The organism is uncultured Proteiniphilum sp., assembly GCF_937873925.1.
Classification (GTDB): domain Bacteria; phylum Bacteroidota; class Bacteroidia; order Bacteroidales; family Dysgonomonadaceae; genus Proteiniphilum.
In genome coordinates, this window is the sequence record NZ_CALNAT010000072.1 from 16,474 (window position 1) to 37,377 (window position 20,904).

At 43.8% G+C, this 20,904-nt stretch carries 20 protein-coding genes; 9 read left to right on the forward strand and 11 right to left on the reverse strand.

The genetic code is table 11. The features are described from left to right. Positions 1-48: 48 nt before the first annotated feature. The 9 genes from Q0502_RS18965 to arfB all read right to left on the reverse strand — a co-directional run bounded on the left by Q0502_RS18965 (position 49) and on the right by arfB (position 10,879). Positions 49-393 (reverse strand): four-helix bundle copper-binding protein, encoded by a 345-nt coding sequence (locus Q0502_RS18965; RefSeq protein WP_366521763.1) that lies wholly within the window; start codon positions 391-393, stop codon positions 49-51. Positions 394-492: 99 nt separating this feature from the next. Continuing rightward, entirely contained in the window at positions 493-690 is a 198-nt protein-coding gene (locus Q0502_RS05085; protein WP_298647949.1) for a CsbD family protein, read from the reverse strand. Between the two features lie 152 nt (positions 691-842). After that, positions 843-1,541 carry a type 1 glutamine amidotransferase gene (locus Q0502_RS05090; protein ID WP_298647952.1) on the reverse strand — a complete coding sequence of 233 codons (699 nt, stop codon included), beginning with the start codon at positions 1,539-1,541 and terminating at the stop codon, positions 843-845. Between the two features lie 154 nt (positions 1,542-1,695). Further along, entirely contained in the window at positions 1,696-2,295 is a 600-nt protein-coding gene (locus Q0502_RS05095; protein ID WP_298647955.1) for an NAD(P)H-dependent oxidoreductase, read from the reverse strand. Between the two features lie 166 nt (positions 2,296-2,461). Then, a complete protein-coding gene (locus Q0502_RS05100; protein WP_298647957.1) occupies positions 2,462-3,688 on the reverse strand; it encodes a TlpA disulfide reductase family protein in 1,227 nt (408 codons plus the stop codon). Positions 3,689-3,723: 35 nt separating this feature from the next. After that, positions 3,724-5,253, reverse strand: coding sequence for a SusD/RagB family nutrient-binding outer membrane lipoprotein (locus tag Q0502_RS05105; RefSeq protein WP_298647960.1), 1,530 nt, complete (start codon positions 5,251-5,253; stop codon positions 3,724-3,726). Between the two features lie 90 nt (positions 5,254-5,343). Then, a complete protein-coding gene (locus Q0502_RS05110) occupies positions 5,344-8,541 on the reverse strand; it encodes a SusC/RagA family TonB-linked outer membrane protein (protein ID WP_298647962.1) in 3,198 nt (1,065 codons plus the stop codon). 266 nt (positions 8,542-8,807) lie between these two features. Then, positions 8,808-10,103 (reverse strand): O-acetylhomoserine aminocarboxypropyltransferase/cysteine synthase, encoded by a 1,296-nt coding sequence (locus tag Q0502_RS05115; RefSeq protein WP_298647965.1) that lies wholly within the window; start codon positions 10,101-10,103, stop codon positions 8,808-8,810. 362 nt (positions 10,104-10,465) lie between these two features. Next, entirely contained in the window at positions 10,466-10,879 is a 414-nt protein-coding gene (gene arfB / locus Q0502_RS05120) for an alternative ribosome rescue aminoacyl-tRNA hydrolase ArfB (protein WP_298647968.1), read from the reverse strand. Between the two features lie 186 nt (positions 10,880-11,065). Here arfB and Q0502_RS05125 point away from each other — a divergent pair, with 186 nt between their 5' ends. The 3 genes from Q0502_RS05125 to Q0502_RS05135 all read left to right on the forward strand — a co-directional run bounded on the left by Q0502_RS05125 (position 11,066) and on the right by Q0502_RS05135 (position 13,660). Beyond that, entirely contained in the window at positions 11,066-11,710 is a 645-nt protein-coding gene (locus tag Q0502_RS05125) for a response regulator transcription factor (protein ID WP_298647971.1), read from the forward strand. A gap of 210 nt (positions 11,711-11,920) precedes the next feature. Next, positions 11,921-12,427, forward strand: coding sequence for a pyridoxamine 5'-phosphate oxidase family protein (locus tag Q0502_RS05130; RefSeq protein ID WP_298647973.1), 507 nt, complete (start codon positions 11,921-11,923; stop codon positions 12,425-12,427). Positions 12,428-12,454: 27 nt separating this feature from the next. Beyond that, a complete protein-coding gene (locus tag Q0502_RS05135) occupies positions 12,455-13,660 on the forward strand; it encodes an FAD-binding oxidoreductase (RefSeq protein WP_298647976.1) in 1,206 nt (401 codons plus the stop codon). A gap of 54 nt (positions 13,661-13,714) precedes the next feature. On the opposite strand, the gene Q0502_RS05140 is transcribed toward Q0502_RS05135, so the two are convergent. Both Q0502_RS05140 and Q0502_RS05145 read right to left on the reverse strand, forming a co-directional pair. Beyond that, entirely contained in the window at positions 13,715-14,131 is a 417-nt protein-coding gene (locus tag Q0502_RS05140; protein WP_298647979.1) for a transcriptional repressor, read from the reverse strand. Positions 14,132-14,433: 302 nt separating this feature from the next. Next, positions 14,434-16,254 carry a heavy metal translocating P-type ATPase gene (locus tag Q0502_RS05145; protein WP_298648021.1) on the reverse strand — a complete coding sequence of 607 codons (1,821 nt, stop codon included), beginning with the start codon at positions 16,252-16,254 and terminating at the stop codon, positions 14,434-14,436. A gap of 607 nt (positions 16,255-16,861) precedes the next feature. Between Q0502_RS05145 and Q0502_RS05150 the strand changes: the two genes are divergently transcribed. The 6 genes from Q0502_RS05150 (at position 16,862) to Q0502_RS05175 (ending at position 20,619) form a co-directional block, all read left to right on the forward strand. Beyond that, entirely contained in the window at positions 16,862-17,254 is a 393-nt protein-coding gene (locus Q0502_RS05150; RefSeq protein WP_298647981.1) for a VOC family protein, read from the forward strand. A gap of 1 nt (position 17,255) precedes the next feature. After that, positions 17,256-17,666, forward strand: coding sequence for a VOC family protein (locus tag Q0502_RS05155; protein WP_298647983.1), 411 nt, complete (start codon positions 17,256-17,258; stop codon positions 17,664-17,666). Positions 17,667-17,674: 8 nt separating this feature from the next. Continuing rightward, positions 17,675-18,181 (forward strand): GNAT family protein, encoded by a 507-nt coding sequence (locus tag Q0502_RS05160; RefSeq protein WP_298647985.1) that lies wholly within the window; start codon positions 17,675-17,677, stop codon positions 18,179-18,181. Next, positions 18,178-18,453, forward strand: a complete 276-nt coding sequence (locus tag Q0502_RS05165) for a zinc ribbon domain-containing protein (protein WP_298647987.1) — start codon at positions 18,178-18,180, stop codon at positions 18,451-18,453. The genes Q0502_RS05160 and Q0502_RS05165 overlap by 4 nt, the downstream gene beginning before the upstream one ends. A gap of 76 nt (positions 18,454-18,529) precedes the next feature. Next, positions 18,530-19,324, forward strand: coding sequence for a helix-turn-helix domain-containing protein (locus Q0502_RS05170; protein WP_298647989.1), 795 nt, complete (start codon positions 18,530-18,532; stop codon positions 19,322-19,324). A gap of 80 nt (positions 19,325-19,404) precedes the next feature. Further along, a complete protein-coding gene (locus Q0502_RS05175) occupies positions 19,405-20,619 on the forward strand; it encodes a M28 family peptidase (RefSeq protein WP_298647991.1) in 1,215 nt (404 codons plus the stop codon). Positions 20,620-20,904: the final 285 nt, after the last annotated feature.

Below are 20,904 nucleotides of genomic sequence, written 5' to 3' on the forward strand. Positions count from 1 at the left end.
AACCCAAAGATGGGTCGGTTTTTCTCCGACAGCTCATCGAACACAGAATTAATAACGGGATATTCCTTCCATTTTCCGACATTCATCGGCACATTTCCGGCAAGCTTCGGCGCATTCCCGACAGTGATCGTGCGAATGTTTTTCACATTCATCGGCACATTGATCGCATATTTCGGCACACAACCCGCATATTTCCTTCGATTTTTCGCTGCCCAGGCTCATCAATTGAGCAGCGGCATAACATATTGCGGCGCATTCCATATCCGTCCGGATACATTTTGCCATCATTTTTACATCTTCTTCTTTCGTGCAGGAAGAAGCACAATGATTACACGCGCTTGCGCAGGCAAGGCAAGCATCAATACATGATTTATAATCCTGATATGGTGTCATAACTTTTGATTTTTTGGTAAATTGGTAAAGGTATATCCGATAAGATAATAAGGGCAATTGCCCTGTGGCAATTACCCTTATCGTGGGAAAATATCGGATTTAGAGTTTATCTACTTGCCGGTTAAACCAGTCCCGGATTTCATCTCTGGCTTTACCGGTTTTCTGTTGGATCCTTCCATACAGTTCTTCTTCTTTGCCTTCTTCGTAAAGAAGATCGTCCTCTGTCAGATCAGCCCATTCTTGCTTAGCAAGACCTTTCAACTCATTCCATTTTCCTTTAAATCTTAAATTGTCCATAATTGATAATTTTTTAAATGAGTTTCTTCATTGAAAGCTCCATACATAAAACAAAGCCGACTTTGCGAATGTTCGCCCCTTCAGGGTCCTTAACCAGGTTGCATTTTATTTAACTTTTTCTCTTTTGCCAAATAAACAGTTAGCTACAATTCCTATTTCTCCAATAAGTTCTGTAATACTCCCGACATTATCCGATTACAGTTTTCCGCATAAACCGTTCCGGCTTTTATCTGTTCTTTGGTTTGTACGTAAAGGCTTTCGCTGAACTCACCAGTGCAGTTTTCCAACATTAAACCAGCCGTTTCTTCTGTTACTTCCAGGTGGAATTGCAAACCTATCACATTTTCGTTGTAATAAAATGCCTGATTGGTATTGGCATCGGAAGAAAGCAAATTGAGTCCGCCGTTGGGTATTCCAAATCTGTCGCCATGCCAATGAAAAACGGTAGGATTACTTTTGAACAATTCGTGAAACCACGCTAACTGCCTACTTTCTTCGGCAGACCTCACGGAAAACCAGCCGATTTCTTTATAAGCAGCTTTACCTATCTTAGCGCCCAAACAATCGGCTATGAGTTGAGCGCCCAAACAAATACCCAATACTTTTTTACCGGACTGAATGCAGTGCTTGATAAATGCTTTTTCTTCCTTCAACCAGGGGAAACGATCTTCGTCATATACACCCATTGGCCCGCCCATAACGATCAATGCGTCTATATTTCCCGCTTCGGGTAAACGATAGCCAGGTTCATAAAAGCCGGTGGATGAAAGGGTATGATTGTTTTTCGTCAACCAGCTTTCAATATAGCCCAATCCTTCAAAGGATACGTGTTGCAGGTAATGTACTTTCATTTTCTAATGTTTATTACTTTTCAAATATTATGAAAAAAACTGATACTATCCTGTTCTCCATTGTTGCCAATAAAGAGTAACAGAACAGGTACCAGTTTAATTTTCAAAGACGAACGGAAATTGGAGTTGAGACCTCCTGTTCATTCATCCTATTCTAAATAGTCCGGATCACATTTTCCCTATCCAAACGGAATTTAGGGGTTATCGAGGGCTGGTTGACATCTTCTTTATCCCTGTAACCGATAGCAACAGCGAATAGTGTCTTGTATCCCTCCTGCTGTAAAATCCGGTCATACTCTCCGGTCTCGATCCCTTCCATCGGCGTAGAGTCTATTCCCATGCTTGCGCAGGCGCTTAAAAAGAACCCTAAAGAAAGGTATACCTGACATGAGAACCACGACTTAATTCCTGCCTCGCCTTTGGGTTTCACCATCCGGTTGTAATACGAAAAGGCTCTTTCGGGTAAATGGGAAAGATTCCAATTTTCAAAATCTTCCACATTCTCAATCACGCTGAAAACGACTATATGACTGGCCTCATTGATTTTCTCTTCGTTATGGTAAGATACCTTTGACAATTCACTTCTCGTTTTCGCATCCGAAATAAAAGTGAATTTCCATGGCTGGCTGTTGATGGACGAGGGGCTTAACCGCAAAATCTCCTTCAATTCTTCGATTGTCTTATCGGCTATTTCCCCATTCGGATCATACTTTTTGGTCGTGTACCTGCTCTTTGCAATATCTAAAAAACACATATTTTTAAAATTGAATTGAACTATTTCGTTAAGCTAAAATTACGGTTAAGCGAGAGCCGTGTCAAGCTTGCTTGAAACATTGCCGGGCGATAATTATTTATCAAAATGAGCAAAGTCAAACTTGTTTGAATGTTTTCTTGAACTGTGCCATAGCGAGATCATCATGTCACTCTGACAAGAGGCTATTTATCAGAGAATTGAAATCTTCCTTAAACTCTTCATAGAAAAGTCCTGTTGCCGGGCCATTGAAGCCGGTGTGTATTTTACGCACTTCTCCTTTTTTGTCGATAAACAGTGTGGTGGGATAACTCGAAAAATTCTCCAGTTCGGGGAGCGCATTGGCTACGCTTTCCCTTCCGACTTCCCCGCCAAACAGTATCTCATAATTTGCACCGTATCTGTTCTTCAACCGGGTCAAGGCGGTTTTCGCATAATCGAAATCGTTTTTACGCTCAAAAGCTATTCCCACAATTTCAACGCCCCTTGCCCTGTTTTCGTCGTACCACGGCGCCAGAAATTCCATTTCATCCAGACAGTTGGGGCACCAGCTTCCGAGAATGGATACGACAACTACTTTGCCGCGATAGCGTTCATCACTCAACGATATGTTTTGTCCTTCCAGATTGGGTAAGTTGAAACTAAGGGAACGAGATCCCGGCTTTAATCGGGCCAACGAATAAGGATCCGCCAACTCGGCATAATCGTTTCTCGATCCGATGATTTCGGTCACGCCGCGGGTGGTATAGAATTTCCCGTTAAAAGCCGAATCGTTTGCAAAACGGATCTCTATGAGATACGGGCTTAAACCGCCGAAAGCCGACAGGTCAACCCCCGCTTCGGTATAGACTCCTTCCAGAAAACGCAAATCTCCGGAATTAGTGAGGATGGAGCCGGTTACAATATCGTTTTCCGATTTAAAAACACCGACATTACGGGTCGTATCGCCTTTTTCGCTGATGAAAAGCACATCCCATTTCCCGTCGATTACGGTATCCGGTATTCTTTCCGCCGGACTGAAACGTTCTTTTACCCCGAACGTAGCATGGAACGGAACTCCCGGATCGTTTTCAATATAGTTTTTTATAAATTTCCCTTCTATAGCGTCGCCGGAAATGATCCCTTTTATATAAGCGTCATAAGCCGCAATGGGTATGATAAGCGTGTCGGATTGAAAGTGAACGCTGTCTAATTTTACCCGCTCCACCCCATTCAATAAGGTAACCGAAGCGGAGTCGGTGCCGGCGTTACTTACCTCGAACAGGAAAGGCGCTCTTTTGTTTTCGGCTATGGAAAGTTCCCCTTTCCATATCCCGTTCTGCCACGTGTTTTGCTTTTGGCAGGATACTATTAAAAGCGTTGCAAGCAAATAAACTGACCATTGAATTTTCAGCATGATTCCTTATATTTTTATTTTACAAAGTTAGTGGATCATTTGAAAACCCACAACTTAGTTTCAATTACATCATTTCCCTGGGCTTCAATCGCCTCCTGATAGTTTTCCAGATTGACGGTTTGCTCTTTGACCGGATAATATAATCTGGACGGAATGCCTCCATCCCCGAATAAAGGGGAGAAAGTATAAGTGACCGATTGTCCTTCAATCATTCCTGAAAAGATCACATCGTCCTTTTTTATCAGGAAATCGGGATAACCGGTTCTGCGGTAATCGCTCCACACTTCGAGAAATTGGGTGAACAGGGCAATATATTTCTGATTCAGCACATTCCGCTGGTTAGCCGGCGGCAGGTGGGACACGTAAGCATCTATATCGGCGGCGGCAATACCCCATTTTTCGAGCGATGCCCTTACTCCGTCCACATAATTGGCCTGACTCCAGTTATTGTATTCTGAGATCAAAAATTCCACTTCGGAATATTCCAATAGGATTTCTCCAAAATCGGCAGCGCTGTAGATACTCCCCGGAAGGCTGACATCGCCTGCCGAAAAACTACCTGCCTGCGCTTCTGTGAGTCCGTAAGCCAATCCTTCGTAAACACCCTGATTATTTCTCGCCGCGTATTTGCTTAAACGCGGGTCGGCAACCGGAAGTTGGGAGTTTTCGCCTTTCAGCAAATCGACGAAGGGTTTAGAGAGGGCGAAATCCCGCCTGTTGGCCGTAGTAGTGGCGCGGTAATAGGGCGCCTCGTTGGGTGAAGCAGCCGAATATCGGTAAACGGCATTGTCCGTATTGCTTGTGAATACTCCTTTCTGTAACGCATCGGCAAAATGTGATTGGTACAGGGAATTATTTTTTGTTTTTAAACGTGTGGCGAACCGCAATCGCAATGAATTGGCAAATTTTGCCCATTTGGCATTGTCGCCGGAATAGATAATATCCGACACTCCGAACGTTGTCTCTCCCGAATATTTCAACAAAGTATCGCCCGCCTGTTTGAGTTCATTGAGAATGTCCGTATAGATCTTTTCCTGCGAAGCGTATTTGGGCGTAATATTATCGGGGTTTTGCTGTAATGCCTGAAAATCCGGGTCATTGCTGCCGTACGAATTGTAAGGCACATCCCCGAAAATATCGGTAAGAGCGTAGTATGCGTACGATTTCAGGACACGGCTGATAGCTATCTGGGTAGCATTCCTACCCGCTCCGTCTGCCGTCACCAGATCTTTGGTGGCCGCATCGGTATTCAGGTTAATGATTTCCTGCAAATTATTTAACACGCTATACAATCCGCTCCAAATATCAGCTGAATAGCCGAAAGGAATATCGTAACGCGATTGACTGGTATAGGTGATCTGGCTGATTTGCTGGACGAACAACGCCGAACTTCGTAATGATGCCTCTTCGCCTCTCACATTATCTGTCAGATACTTTTGGGCTGTTGAGATCAATGAAGTGGTCGGAACCGACGAAGGGCGGTTGGGGTCGATATTCAGATTTTCATCGACGCAGGATACCAGCCCGATTACCGACAGTAAAAACAGTATATATAATTGTTTCATATTCTTATCATTAAAATATTGAGTATTGTATACGATTATTTAATTTTCTCTCTCCGGTTTCAAATAATTTCCGAAAACATTGAGTGCTTCTTAGAATTTAAAACTGAGGTTAATTCCATATGTTAGCGGAGTCGGCATATTACCGCCTTCAATACCCTGCACGTTTCCGCTGCTGTTCGTGAGTTCAGGATCGATAATCTTGCTTTTCCTGTACAGGTAAAACAGGTTGCGCGCATAGAGTGAGGCGCCGATGTTTTTAACCAGCGCGTTTTCGGGTAACCTGAAATCATACCCTAAAGACAATTCCCTTAGTTTAATAAATGTCGCATCGAAAATATCAAACGTTGTCGGTCCGTTATAGTGGTTCCTTGCCCAGGCCTGTGCCGTTACGTTCTTTGTGTTTTCGGCAATATTCGCCACCGAATAGGTTCCGTCGGGGTTGAACGTTACATCGGCCGTTACACCATCGGCAACGACTCCCGTTTCTCGGATCCCATCGGCTGCCGTTTCCGGCAAGATCCCCGAATACATGGCTACCTTATAGGTCTGCGAGAAAAATTTACCACCGACGCGGGAGTCAATCAGGAAATTGAACCGCCAATTCTTATATCGTATCCCGTTTTGAAAACTCCACAGGAAATCGGGCAGAACACTGCCCAGCGGCACCAATTGCTGGGTACGCATATAAAGTCCGTCGCCACCGATCACTCTTTGTCCGTCAGGTGAATACACGAAATCATATCCGTACAGTTGTCCGTAACTTTCACCTTCCTGGGCAACCAGGCTTACCAAGGAAGTACTTAAATCAAGACGGCTTACCGCATCGGAAAGTTCGATGATCTTGTTGGCGTTTTTAGAGTAATTGATGGAGAAATTCCAATCCAGATCGCGGGTTTTAATGGGATTCACTCCCAAAATAACCTCAATACCTTTGTTGTTGATCTCCCCGGCGTTAATCAGTTTCGAAGCGTAACCGAATGCATCGGAAGTAGGGAGCGAAATGATCTGGTTGCGGCTTGTATTGTTGTAATAAGTAAAGTCGATATTCAGCAGGTTATTGAACAGTTGAAGTTCCAAGCCGGTTTCGAGTGAAGAGGTTATCTCGGGTTTGAGGGTCAGGTTATTCAACTGGTCAGGTAGCTTATAGGCAATATTTCCGTTAATAGGTGTGATGGCCTGATATACTTTGTAGAGTCTATAAGGATCGGTATCGTTCCCCACTTGCGCCCATCCCAAACGATATTTCGCGAACGACAACCATGTCTGTTCCTTCAAACCGGGCAGCTCGCTTAAGATGACCGATGAAGTTACCGAAGGATAAAAATAGGAATTATGCCCTACAGGCAAAGTCGAAGACCAGTCGTTACGGAATGTGCCGTCAAGATAAACCGTGCTTCTCCATCCGTAAGATACACTTCCGAAAACAGAAGACAGTTCTTTTTCATATAAGCCGGTTTCAGGACTGATTACAGTGGATGTGGCGTTGTTCAGGCTGTAATAATTGGGCACAATTAATCCACCCGAAGTGGATATATCGCTGATACGGCGGTTTCTTTGCAGGAAGTTTGTTCCCAGGTTGGCAACCAGCGAATGGACATCCCAGGAACGGGTGAGAGTAGCCAGCAGTTCGTAATTAAATTCCCCGTACTTTTGACTGTATTCCTGATAGGAGGATTGTGAGCGCGAATTATATGCGATCCTGTCCTGAAAATTGTATTGAAAGACATCGGCATAGATGCGTCCGGTTACCGAAAACCACGATACGGGGGAAACTTGTATTCCGAAGTTCCCGTATAATCTGTCCCTGTCTTCCTGAAGATAACTTTCGTAGGCAGACCAGTACGGATTGTCGATGTATTTTGTTTTTTCGTCCGCAACCGTGTTTCTGTAGCCGGTACGGTTCCACGCACGGGGCGTTCCGTCCGGGCGTTTGTATTCGCTTAGTTTTTTATAGTCCACCTGAACCTGTCCCCATTGGTATGCTTCAAGAATGATATTGCGGTTGGATGCGCCCGTCCAAGGACGTCCGTAAGAAACCGTTTTCAGGTAATTGGCGCTTGCAAAGAACGAGACATATTTCCCGTCAACGTTTCCTGAAATGCTGAGGGAGTTCTTGTCGAGTGAAGCGTTCGGAATAGTTCCCGTTACATTTTTATTGGTAAACGATACCCGGAAAGCGGAATTTTCGTTCGATCTGGATAATGAAATATTGTTGGTATTGGCAATGCCCGTTCTAAAAAAATAATTCACGTCGTTTTCCGGATAAACCCAGGGTTCCGGTTTCAGGTACTGATCCGGATATTCAGGATCAAGATTGTACCAATGCAGCACGGGTGTACCGTCTAATTTAGGGCCCCAGCTTTCGTCGGCAGCATAATCCACTATATTATAGGGCTGCCCGTCGATATTTGCAGTAGCAAAACTCGTGTTGTATCCTCCGCCGTATAATTTCTGGCGTTCCGGCAACCGCACCACATTTTCAAATTCCAGACCGGTATTAAGCTCAATGGCAATTTTACCGGCGCCACTTTCTCCTTTTTTGGTGGTGATCAGGATTACTCCGTTGGCGGCGCGGGAACCGTAAAGCGCGGCGGCGGACGGCCCTTTCAGCACGTTCACGGCGGCAATATCGTCGGGATTAATATCCTGGATGGTGCTGCCTATATCTTTTCCCGCGCTGCCGTTAATGGTGGAGGAATTATTCAGGTCGCTGTTATCCAACGGAACACCATCGATAACATACAATGGCTGGTTGTTTCCCGTGATGGAGTTGATGCCTCGTAAGGTGATGCGGGAAGAACCGCCGAGATTGCTTCCACCCGAAATGACCTGTAAACCCGCTATTTTACCGGAAAGGGCTGTCAACGGATTCGTCGGTCGTGTTTGGAAAGCATCGGAAGAAACGTTTTGCACCGCATAACCCAGCGCTTTCCTTTCGCGCGGGATGTTCAGCGAGGTAATGACCACTTCATTCAAGGCCGTAGTGCTTTCCTGCAGGATGACATTGATCCTTTCCGATTTTGATACCTGAATATCCTGACTTGTAAAGCCTATATAGGAAAATTCAAGTGTTGTTCCGCCGTCGATATTTATCCTGTAATCGCCGTCGATATCGGATACCGTTCCCACTGAGGGATTGTTCTTATCCACAATGGTTACGCCCGTCAGCGGATTGCCTTGCGGGTCGGTTACATTGCCGGTAATAGTAACCGTTCCGGTATTCTGCGCCGTGAGATTCAGAATAAACAGGCTGAGAAATAGAAATAAATTTGTTTTGATAACCTTCATATCCATTCTAATATTTATTTGTTTAAAATATATTTTTAAAGTCTGTATTTTTAATAATTACCGAAGCTTTTTCCCCCCCTTGTGTACAAAAAAAACGGCTGGTTCATTTTTACTGACCAGCCGTTCCTATTTATATATCTGTTTCACCTATATACATAAGATATGCCGACTGTCAGGAAGTTTGCGACAATTCATCATCAGAGCATGCATACAATATGTCATAGCGTTTGGCAGATGCATTTGGTTATTTTTAAAAAGATCTGTTTTTAAATCTTATCGAGTGCTTGTTGCAAATCAGCTTTGATATCGTCGATATTCTCAATGCCGACTGAAATGCGAAGCAAGCCGGGTTCCACACCGCTCGCTTTTTTCTCTTCCGGTGAAAGTTGTTCGTGCGTGGTTGCCGCCGGATGAATGATAAGCGATTTGGTATCTCCCACATTTGCCAGATGGCTTAACAGTTGTACACTATCGATCAATTTATCGGCATTTTCCGGCGCACCTTTCAACTTAAATGTAAGCACGGCCCCCGCCCCTTTCGGAAAATACTTTTGAGCCAATTCGTAATACTTACTGCTCTTTAATCCCGGATAGTTTACATATTCCACCTTCGGATGCTGTTCCAGCCATTCGGCCAGCGCCTGCGTATTCTCAACATGGCGTTCCAGGCGAAGCGACAAAGTTTCCAATCCCTGTACCAGAAGGAAAGAATTGAACGGGCTGATGGTGTTTCCCCAATCGCGCAACCCTTCAACCCTCGCCCGGATATTGAAAGCGATATTTCCGAAAGGACCGTCAGTGCCGAATACGTCCCAGAAAACCAATCCGTGATAGCTTTCCGACGGTTGGGTGAAGGAAGGGAACTTACCGTTTCCCCAATTGAATTTTCCGCTATCCACAATAATCCCGCCAAGGGAAGTTCCGTGGCCGCCAATCCATTTGGTAGCCGACTCGACCACTACCGCCGCACCATGTTCGATCGGCCGGAAAAGATAACCGCCTGCGCCGAATGTATTGTCTACGATCAGCGGAATGTCATGACGTTTGGCAACTTCGGCAATGGCATCGAAATCGGGAATATTCAGTTCAGGGTTGCCAATAGTTTCCAGATAAAGGGCTTTGGTTTTTTCGTCGATAAGTTTTTCAAACTCTTCCGGATTATCATTCGCCGTAAAGCGCACTTCCACACCCAAACGTTTGAATTGCGATTTAAATTGGTTGTAAGTACCGCCATACAGATAAGAGGTGGTCACAAAATTATCGCCCACCTGCAAGATATTGTTCAGCGCTATGAATTGTGCCGATTGTCCCGATGAGGTAGCCAATCCGGTCACACCGCCTTCCAATGCAGCCACACGCTTTTCAAAAACGTCGGTCGTGGGGTTTTGCAAACGGGTATAAATATTTCCGAATTTACGGAGCCCGAAAAGATCGGCTCCATCCTTGGCATCTTCAAAAACGTACGACGATGTCTGATATATGGGTAATGCCCTTGAGTGCGTTGTTTTATCCACTTCTTGTCCGGCATGAACCTGCAGGGTTTCAAATTTATAATTGCTCATATTGGTAATGTTTTATATAAAATATACAATGTGTAAACAGAAAAATAATAAAGTTTTGCGATTGCAAAAGGTATGTAGAGATATAAATGTGCTGTCAGCAGCACATTCGGTTCAGCAGGAGAGAAGTTTTGTGAAAACTGTTCCTGTAGGGAAGAGAAGCAAAATAAAAGTTTGTTGTTTTCATTATTTTTTAACTTTTAGCCTTGTTTAACGTTGCAAAGATAAGGCAAGGGATAAGATATGGCAATACCACAAATGTAGTATATTTAAAAACGGGTAAGAGAAAAATTTTCCGCCCCTGAGGGGATAGGCCGAATACGCATTCCGTAGATTTGAAGTTTTGAGTTATGAGTGCAAAGAACCTAAATGTCAAAATCCCCTGAACGGAGGCGCTTTTTCCCGGATTGCCGTTTTTTCTCGTCCAACCGTTTTTGTATGGATTGGAAGGTGGGTTTGGTAGCGATCCGCTTCCTTTCCGGTTTCAGTGCTTGCCGGATGAGATGATGGAACTTCCCGGTTACGGCTTTTTTGTTCAGCCACTGGGTGCGTTCGGAATCGCTGCTGATCTGCAATATTCCGTTTTTATTGATGCGATTGGCTAATTTTTCAAGGATCAGTTGTTTCTGATTTTCGGCAAGGGTTTCCGAGGCGTTCACATCGAACGACAGCACGACTTTCGACGCTACTTTATTTACGTTTTGCCCCCCGCTGCCGCCACTTCTTACAGCGGTAAAAACACATTCTTCGATCAGTTTCTCTATGTCGGTACCCATCATTATTGCGATTTGATAATTGTGTGGCAAACATACTGAAAGCCGAGAGGTAAGCCAAGCTTGCCTGAGCTTATCCGAGGCGCATCTTATGTTCTGCAAATATAGCTTTTTTGCGTAAAATCAATGTCTTCATAAGGAATGTTTTGAAACTTTTGTTTAACTTCGTAGTCGGTTCATTCAGACAACAAAATGCACACCTATATCATCGCTGATAATCAGGATATTACACGGGAAGGACTTATATCCGTACTGAGATCACAGGATATGAAAGACCGTGTGGAAACAGCCCGTACCCGCGCCGAGTTGCAAGCACGACTGCGTAACTATCCCAAATCGGTGGTGATATTGGATTATACCTTATTTGATTTTGTTTCTGTCAATCAACTGCTGAACATGAAGATGGGAGCCACAGCATCGGCATGGATTTTATTTTCCGACGAGCTGGAAGAGCATTTTCTACGTCAGATACTATTGGTCGACCCCAGCATCAGCGTAGTGATGAAACACAATCCGCTGCAGAATATCCTTGATGCCGTTACCTGCGCAACCTATGGAGAAACCTATTTGTGCGATATTGCAGAATCGGTGCTAAAGGACAGAAATCCGCAGAAAAAAGAGTCGGATAATCTAACCGCCTCAGAAAAGAGTATCCTGAGGGAAATAGCCCTTGGAAAAACAACCAAAGAAATTGCCTTTGAAAAGAATCTCAGTTTCCATACTGTGAACACCCACCGCCGGAATATTTTCCGGAAACTGGCTGTGAATAATGCGCACGAAGCCACAAAATATGCGCTGCAAGCCGGTTTACTCGATTTAATGGAGTATTATATTTAGCCCGGCATTAATTCCCCAGATTATGCTTACGGATAAATTCCTTTGCCTACCGTCACTATCAGTATGCGCTACAATAAGGTAATCGGAATGGTCCTATCTCTGCTGCCATTGCGGACATTATAATTGAATATTAAAACAAACTATATAATTGAAAGGTTGTTATAAGGAAAATAAGATTAAATTTTATTCATCCTTACAAATCACAGCCTTATGAGTACAGAAAATTTGAGTAACCGTGACGCCATTGACAAATTGAAAGAAATGGTTGATAAAATCGACATCGGCATGTTGTGTACCTTTGTTCCGGGAAGCGATTATCCACATGCCATCCCTATGAGCCGTCAGGAAGTGGACGAGGAGGGTAATATCTGGTTTCTTTTTTCTTCGGAAAGCACAGCCTACCAAAATCTTCAGAATAACAACAAAGTGAGCCTGCTTTATGCGCATGTGGGAGATTATAATTTCCTGAGCATTAACGGAACAGCGGAAATCTCCAAAGACCAGGCAAGAATTGACAAATACTGGAATAAAATGGTGGAGACGTGGTTCGAGAAAGGAAAAGACGATTCCCGTATCCGCGTACTGAAAGTAACACCGGACGAAGCACATTATTGGGATAATAAATCCAACAAATTAGTCACTTTGATGAAAGTGGCGGCAAGCGCCATTTCGGGACAACAGATGGATATCGGCAGGGAAGGCGAATTGCATTTGTAATATCTTACTTTTTTAACGTTCAACAATATGGACTTAAAATCTAATGAACCGTTCTGGCTGGTAAAAAACGGCTTGCGGGCCTCTTATCCCTCACTTCACAGCAATGCCGAATGCGATATACTGGTAGTCGGCGGCGGCATTACCGGTAGTTTAATAGCCCACCAATGCATCCGGGACGGATATAAAACGATGCTTATAGATAAGAGAGAAATTTGTAATGGCAGTTCTTCGGCTACCACCTCCATGTTACAATATGAGATTGACACGCCATTGTACAAACTGATTGAAATGGTGGGTGAAAAAGGTGCCGTAGCGAGTTACGAGGCATGTTACAGGGCAATAGACCAATTGGGAGAAATTGCCACAAAAATAAAATCCGAAGCCGGTTTCAGCAAAAAATACTCGCTTTATTTTGCTGCCTTTAAAAAGGATGTGGATTGGCTCCAAAAGGAGTTTGAAACAAGGAAGGAAGCCGGATTTGAGGTGAAATGGCTCGACGAGCAAGAAATTCTGAAAAAATATAATATACACGGAGCATACGGGGGTATTCTTTCCACACAGGGAGGGAGCGTGGATGCGTTCTGCCTGGCGCACGAACTATTGCAATACAATCACAAAAAAGGTCTGATGATTTATGATAAAACCGAACTGGTGCATGTCGATTACAAAAGAAGATTCAATCTCTGCACTACTGCTACCGGAGCCGTTATCAAGGCGAAAAGAATTGTCTATTGTGTAGGCTATGAAAGCACCAATATGATTAAGGAAAAATTCGTGGATCTGCTTAGTTCCTATGCTATTATTTCGGAAGTGGACGAAACGCTCTACCGGCAATATAAAGATGTGCTCATCTGGAACACAGCCAAACCTTATTTATACATGCGTACGTCGGATGACGGGCGATTCCTGATTGACGGCGAAGATGAAGAGTTCCGGAATCCCGTCAAACGCGATGCGCTGATTGGCAAGAAAGAACAGAAGCTCATCAAAGCGTTCAAAAAACTATTTCCCGATAAGACGTTCTATTCCGATTTTGCATGGGCGGGTACTTTCGGCGAAACCAAAGACGGATTACCCTACATCGGTGAGCATCCTGATTTCAAAAACTCCTATTTCGTCTGCGGTTTCGGCGGCAACGGCATCACCTTTTCCGTTACAGGAATGGAAATGGTTTCCGATTGGCTCAAAGGCAAAAAACACCTGATGACACCCTATTTTGCGTTTGGACGGTAGTATGTTGTCAGGACAATAAAAAAGTGAGTTTGGATTATTGAGAAATGAAATTGTTTACCGGTAGCACTGAGCACAAACTCCTTTCATAACGAAATTGACATTCTCAAGGCGGAAGTTTGAGGGTAACGGAATGTCAGGGATGGAAATACTTTCCATACAGTAGGTATTGCCGCATTTGTTGCAGTGGAAATGTACGTGCAGGTCGCCAAGGGAACACTGGCAATCGTCGCGACATACCGAATACTTTATGGAACCGGAACCATCGTCTATGCTGTGGATCAAATGATGTCTATGGAAAAGGTTTATCGTTCGGGATAAGGTGGACTTGTCAACTGTTCCAAGTTCGCCCTCCAGGTCGGAAAGGCTGAAAGCCGAACCGTGGTTAAGCATGGTTTTCAATACCAACACCCGGATAGCCGTCGGCTTTATACTCCTACGGTTAAGCATTTTTTCTATATGTTTTGCGCCCATAAATTGTTCAATAACTTTAGACTATTTCAAGTTCTATTGCACTATTTCTATGCTTGACATAGTCAAAACTTGTTTTGCCTTTGTTCCCGGCTTATCAAAATAGTCCTCGCTATGGCATAGTCCAAACAAGTTTGTTCTCTGCTCATTTTGATAAATAACTATCGCCCGGCAATGTTCAAGCAAGCTTGACACGGCTCTCGCTTCACCGTTATTTTAGCTTAACGAAAACGTTGACTATTTATCCAAATATAAAACGTAAATGTAAAGATAACTATTGTAATCCGACTACAAACCACATAGGTCTAAAACTTCTTTCGCATAATGCGGATGGCATTCAGTATAGCCAATACCGATACACCCACATCTGCAAATACCGCTTCCCACAAAGTTGCCAGTCCGCCAGCCCCGAGGATTAGTACGACAAGCTTGATCCCGAAAGCCATCGTAATATTCTGCACCACGATTCGTCGGGTAGCTTTACCGATGCGGATCGCCATAGGAATTTTGCCCGGCTGGTCGGTCTGGATGACCACATCCGCCGTTTCGATGGCAACGTCACTTCCCAAACCACCCATTGCGATCCCCACATCACTCATGGCCAAGACCGGGGCATCGTTTATTCCATCTCCCACGAAAGCCACTCTGCTGGTCGGATCGGCTTTAAGTTCTTCAAACTTTTCCACCTTTCCTTCCGGCAGCAAGTCTCCGTAAGCACGGTCGATGCCCAGTTCTCCGGCCAGTTTCGATACGATGGCCTGTTTATCTCCTGAAAGGATTACAATATTCTTTATCCCAGCTTTGCGCAAACCTTCGATCGCCACTTTCGCATCGTCTTTAAGCGCATCGGCAACAACAATGTATCCGGCATACTTTCCATCCATTGCACATAATACCGTTGTTTCGGGAATATCCTCAACTTCTGCAGGATAAACAATACCATTCGTATGCAGTAGTTTTGTATTTCCGACCAGGATCTTCTTCCCGCCAAGTTCGGCCTCTATTCCTTGCCCTGCGACCTCTCTAACATTAGTCGGTTGGGCTAAAAACATCGTATTTTTGAGGAATGAAGATACGATGGCTTTGGCTATCGGATGGTTGCTTTGCGTTTCCACAATAGCCACAGTACGCAGCAGTTCATCTTTCGAAAGACCTTCTTCGGGGATAATATCCTGCACTTCGAACACACCTTTTGTCAGCGTACCGGTCTTGTCCATAACCACCGTATTGATTTTAGTAATGACATCCAGATAATTGCCACCTTTGAACAGGATACCTTTACGAGACGCTGCACCGATCCCTCCGAAATAACCCAATGGTATGCTGATCACCAATGCGCATGGACAGGATATCACAAGGAATACCAATCCTCGATATAACCAATCATTGAATATATATCCGAACTCCGGATCAATGAACGACCATAACCAGGGCAGCACGACAATCAATACGGCCAATGCAGTGACAACCGGTGTATAAATACGGGCGAATTTACGGATAAAGTGCTCGGCAGGGGCCTTGCGTTCGGTTGCATTTTGCACAAGTTCTAAAATACGTGCAAGAGCGCTTTGCCCGAACGGTTTGGTTACCTTTATCCGGCAGACGCTATCAGTAGCGATCATACCCGCCAGTACTTCTTCCTCTTTTTTGATATCCCGGGGAACGCTTTCCCCGGTCAGTGCCGAAGTATTGAATGATCCCGAATCGGAGATCATAATACCGTCCAACGGAACCCGTTCACCTACTTTTACCTCGACCGTTTCCCCTACCCTTACCTCTTCAGGCAAAACCGTCTCAAGGCCCTTATCCCTGACCACAGATGCTTCTTCGGGACGGATATCGAGTAATGCGCTGATGCTCCGTTTAGCCCGGTTGACAGCCGCTTGCTGAAATAGTTCCCCGATGGAATAAAACAACATGACCGCTACGCCTTCGGGATATTCGCCGATGAAGAAAGCACCGATTGTAGCAATGCTCATCAAGGTGAATTCGTTGAAAATATTCTTTTCCCGCATAGCTTCCCAGGCTTCTTTTAACACGGGAATACCTACCGGTAAATAGGCGATAAGATACCATAACAACCCTACCCATTGATTTTCGAAGAAGGGAACACCGGTTGCGAACATACCTATACCTCCAATCAACAGAACGAATGACACCACAACCCTTGTAATAGGACCTTTTTGCGAGATATTGTCTATTTTACTGGCGCTTAGGGTAGCCGGAGTTACCGAACAAGCGCCATTACTGCAACAATTTGCCATATCTTTTGTATTTTACTCTATATCTAAGGTCAAAAGTACAGCCAATCCGGTGCAACTGAGTTGCAAACGAAATAGAAGTCACCTACCCCCCTTGACAATTGCCTGTAAAAGAACACCTTTACCCTATGGATACACAAGACCGGTTATGATATTTTGTCCAGTCATGAATTGAAGAAGCGGATAAGTTCGACGTAATCTGGCATTTCATTTGTCAGTAAGAAAGGGAATAAAAAACGACACTATCCCCAATGCATTATTTTCTACCGCTGTAATTTCAATTGGAGTTTGGGGGAATTCAGGAAGACTTATTTTTGAATCGTCTGGAATTTCAGCCTTTTGCATCGGAGGAATTCACTCATTTTGTTTATATTTGTAAAATAAAAATCTGACAAAAAAGCGATCGACAACCAAACGGGGACAATCAACCCTGATTAACAAACTTTGTATTTTTACAGCAAAAATTGAAATTATGGAATATCTGTCATTATCGCCGAATATAGGCGTAAGAAACGTTGAAGAAACGGTACAGTTTTATACCGAAGCGTTAGGTTTTAAACTTATTATGAGTGTTCCTTCTCCGCGCGGAGGTTTGCAATGGGCAATGGTTGCTGGTGGTGGAGCGACTATTATGTTTCAGAAAAGGGAAAACCTGACGGAAGAATATCCGCAGTTGGGAAAACGCCCGATATTGGGAGCCATTACTTTTTATGTGAAGATGAAAGGTATGCAGGAATTGTACGATAAACTTCAGGCAACGGAGTATATTGCTTTGAAAATGCATAAAACCTTCTATGGTACTGACGAGTTTGCCATATTCGACAATAACGGGCATATCCTGACAATAACCGAAGACAAAGAGTAATATGAAATTAAAAGACTTATCAATTACATTCCACACTGAAAAAATTAAAGAGTGCGTCGATTTCTACAGCAAATATCTTCGCGCCAAAGTTTCGTTTGATACGGGCTGGTATGTTTCCATACACCTGCAAAGCGATATAAATCCATATATCTATATCTCTTTTCAAGGTAACCCGGACGGTAGGGCTGTGAAGAATCTATTCACCGGTGGCATCACACTTAACCTGATGGTGGAAGACGTGGATGCCTGTTGGGAAAAACTCCGACAGACCGATATTACATTTGTCGAAGAAATAACCGATCATGAATGGGGCAACCGTGCATTCAGCCTCTACGACCCTATCGGGAATTTGGTATATGTGTATTCAGAACGCCCATTACATGAGAAGTATAAGGATGCAGTAAAAGGATAAAAGAGAATATGAATTACAAATTACGCGATTGGAAAATATCAGATTTGGAGAGCCTTGTTGAACACGCCAATAACTATAATATTGCAAAATGGCTGACCAATCAGTTTCCGCACCCATACACTGAGACTGACGGAAGAACTTATATCGAAATGGTAATGAAAGATTGCGTAACCAAGGTTTTTGCAATCGATATAAATGGTGAAGCAGTGGGTTCAATCGGGATTTTCCCCCAGGCGGACATTCACATGAAGAGTGCTGAAATAGGCTATTGGCTTTCAGAAAAATACTGGGGAAAAGGAATCATGGCAAAAGCAATAGAAGAAATTGTTGACTATGGTTTCAGAACGTTTGATATTGTGCGTATTTATGCCCGTCCATTTTCAACTAATATAGGCTCTCAACGGGTATTGGAGAAAGCCGGATTTAAGTTGGAAGCAAGATTAAAGAAGGCTCTCTATAAAAGCGGAGAATATCTGGATGAATTAATTTACTCAAAAATAAACGAACAACCATGAACGACCCAATTTGTCAAAGCTGCGGAATGAATATGAAATCCGCCGGGGATTTCGGCACAAATGCCGATAGAACTCCTAATCAGGAATATTGCAACTATTGCTATCAAAACGGAGCCTTTACCCGTGACGTAACCATGGAGGAAATGTTGGAAACCAACCTGAAATTCCTCGACCATTGGAACAAAGAAACAGGGAATAACTTCACGCCCAATGAAGCACGTCCTATCCTTCGGGAGTTTCTATTAACGTTAAAGCGTTGGAAAAAGGCATAAGCCTTAGAGGTAAAATGTCTCTTTTTTACAATCCCTTATTCCGATAAACCTCTACCTTTGTCGGGATAGTCGTTTTATGGAAGATTTCAAAATCATACAACCCGCTCCTGTACTTGCGCCGTATGTCAAGCATTACTGGCTGTTGAAGACAGTCGGCGATTCGGCTACGTTGGCTCGAACTGTGCCGACGGGCATGATGAGCCTGATATTTCATCGGGGGAACCGTTTATTGTCTGTCCATGAAAACGAGTTTCATCCCCGTGCTTTCCTTAGCGGACAGGAGAAAACGTTTGCCGATTTACAGTATGACGGACAAATCAATATGGTTTCGGTGGTCTTCCGCCCTGCCGGAGTACGGGCATTTTTTAGCCTTCCTATAAATAAGGTTGCAGGGTTACGCTTATCGGCGGGCGACATGGAAGATAAAGAACTATTGGAACTCGAAAACACGTTGACAAGTACCGAAGACGATAAACGATGTCTTCTCCTGACAGAACAATTCTTACTCAAACGCCTTACCCGCCTTGCGGAACACAATCTAAAACGAATAGAAGCCACCATTCGGCTGATTAATTCCGGCCAGGCCGATATTGCCCGGCTTGCCAGTGCAGCCTGTTTGAGTACCAAACAGTTCAACCGCATATTCTCCGAACTCATCGGAACCAACCCGAAAGAGTTCTCACGCACCATTCGTTTCCAACGGGCGTTGCATATTCTCGAAAACAATCCACGAATTTCCTTCACTGCTCTTGCTTATGAATGCGGTTACTTCGACCAATCGCATATGATTAAGGACTTCAAGACTTTGTCCGGGTATACACCCAGTGAATTTCTTGCCGTTTGCCCTCCTCATTCAGATTATTTCAGTTGATAAAACTTGTCCCTTTTTTACAATTTAACGGCTTTGCGAAGTTCTACTTTTGTCCCTTCATTAATAAAAAATTTAAGGTAATGGACAAAAAAGCATTAACAGAAAAAGCACAATTACATCTGCAAGTATTATGTTCCGAAATCGGCGAACGCCGTGTAGGAAGCGAAGAAAACCGCAAGGCTACAACATATGCGGAAAAAGTATTGAAAGGATCGGGCTGGAAAACAGAATCAACCGAACTATCGGTTATTGACTGGAAAACAAAAGGGGCAACATTGACCTGCAACGGTCAATCATTAGAGGTATTTTCTTCTCACTATTCATTGGGTTGTTCGGTAAAGGGAGAATTAGTAGCTATAAATAGCATCAGCCAATTGGAGAAGACAGATATTGAAGACAGAATCATTCTTCTGTATGGCGAAATTGCTACTCAACAGATTGCACCAAAGAATTTCCCTTTCTGGAATCCCGAAGAACATCAACATCTTATTTCCATATTGGAAAAAGGCAATCCTAAAGCCCTGATTTGTGCAACAGAGCGTAATTCAGCCACAGCAGGCGGGGTTTATCCGTTCCCATTGTTCGAAGATGGGGATTTCGATATCCCTTCGGTTTATATGAAAGATACCGAAGGCGAAAAGTTGCTTGCCTGTTCAGGACAAACAGTTGAATTGGTCTCCAAAGCGGAACGCATTCCCGAAAGAGCCTTTAATATAATAGGACGAAACACCACTCAATCCAAAGACCGGATTGTCATCACAGCCCATATTGATACTAAAATCGGTACGCCGGGCGCGATAGATAACGGAACAGGGGTAGCTATCGTATTGCTGTTGGCGGAATTATTGAAAGATTATTCCGGTAAATATCCCATAGAGTTGGTCTTTTTCAATGGAGAAGATTATTACAGTGCACCGGGACAGGTTAAGTATGTAGAACAGAACAAAGGGCGGTTCAACGATCTTCTGTTGAACATAAATATCGACGGAGCCGGATATAAAGAAGGACTTTCCTGTTTTTCTCCTTTCAATCTGCCGGAAAATATTCTTGATACCCTGCACGAAGTGCTTTGGGACACTCCCGAACTTGTAGAAGGCTTGCCGTGGTATCAGGGTGACCACAGCCTGTTCCTGCAAAACGGTTGTCCTGCTATTGCCATAAGTTCACAGTGGTTTATTAAAAATATGGAATGTCAGGAACTTACCCATACTCCCAAAGATAATCTTAGTATAATCCATTACGAGCGGGTTGTGGAGTGTGCTCTCGGTATTGTGGAGTTGATACGGAAGTTATAATCAGAACAATGGCTGCCGAGGGAACTCTTTGCATTCCCCGGTGAAGCCGTTGTAAGGAAAAAAGTATTACCTTTGCCCTTACTAAAACGATTGGATGTTTAAATTTAAGAAGGAGTCCGTGAAGTAAATAACCTCTGACGTTTCTGTCGAGGTTATCCCTTAGCAACGCTCTGGCATATTCTTGTCCGAGTTATTTTTATGTATATATATTTATAAATCATTGATATGGAAACAAGCATATTGTTTCTGTTCCATATCATTCCCACATCACTAATATTGAAACAT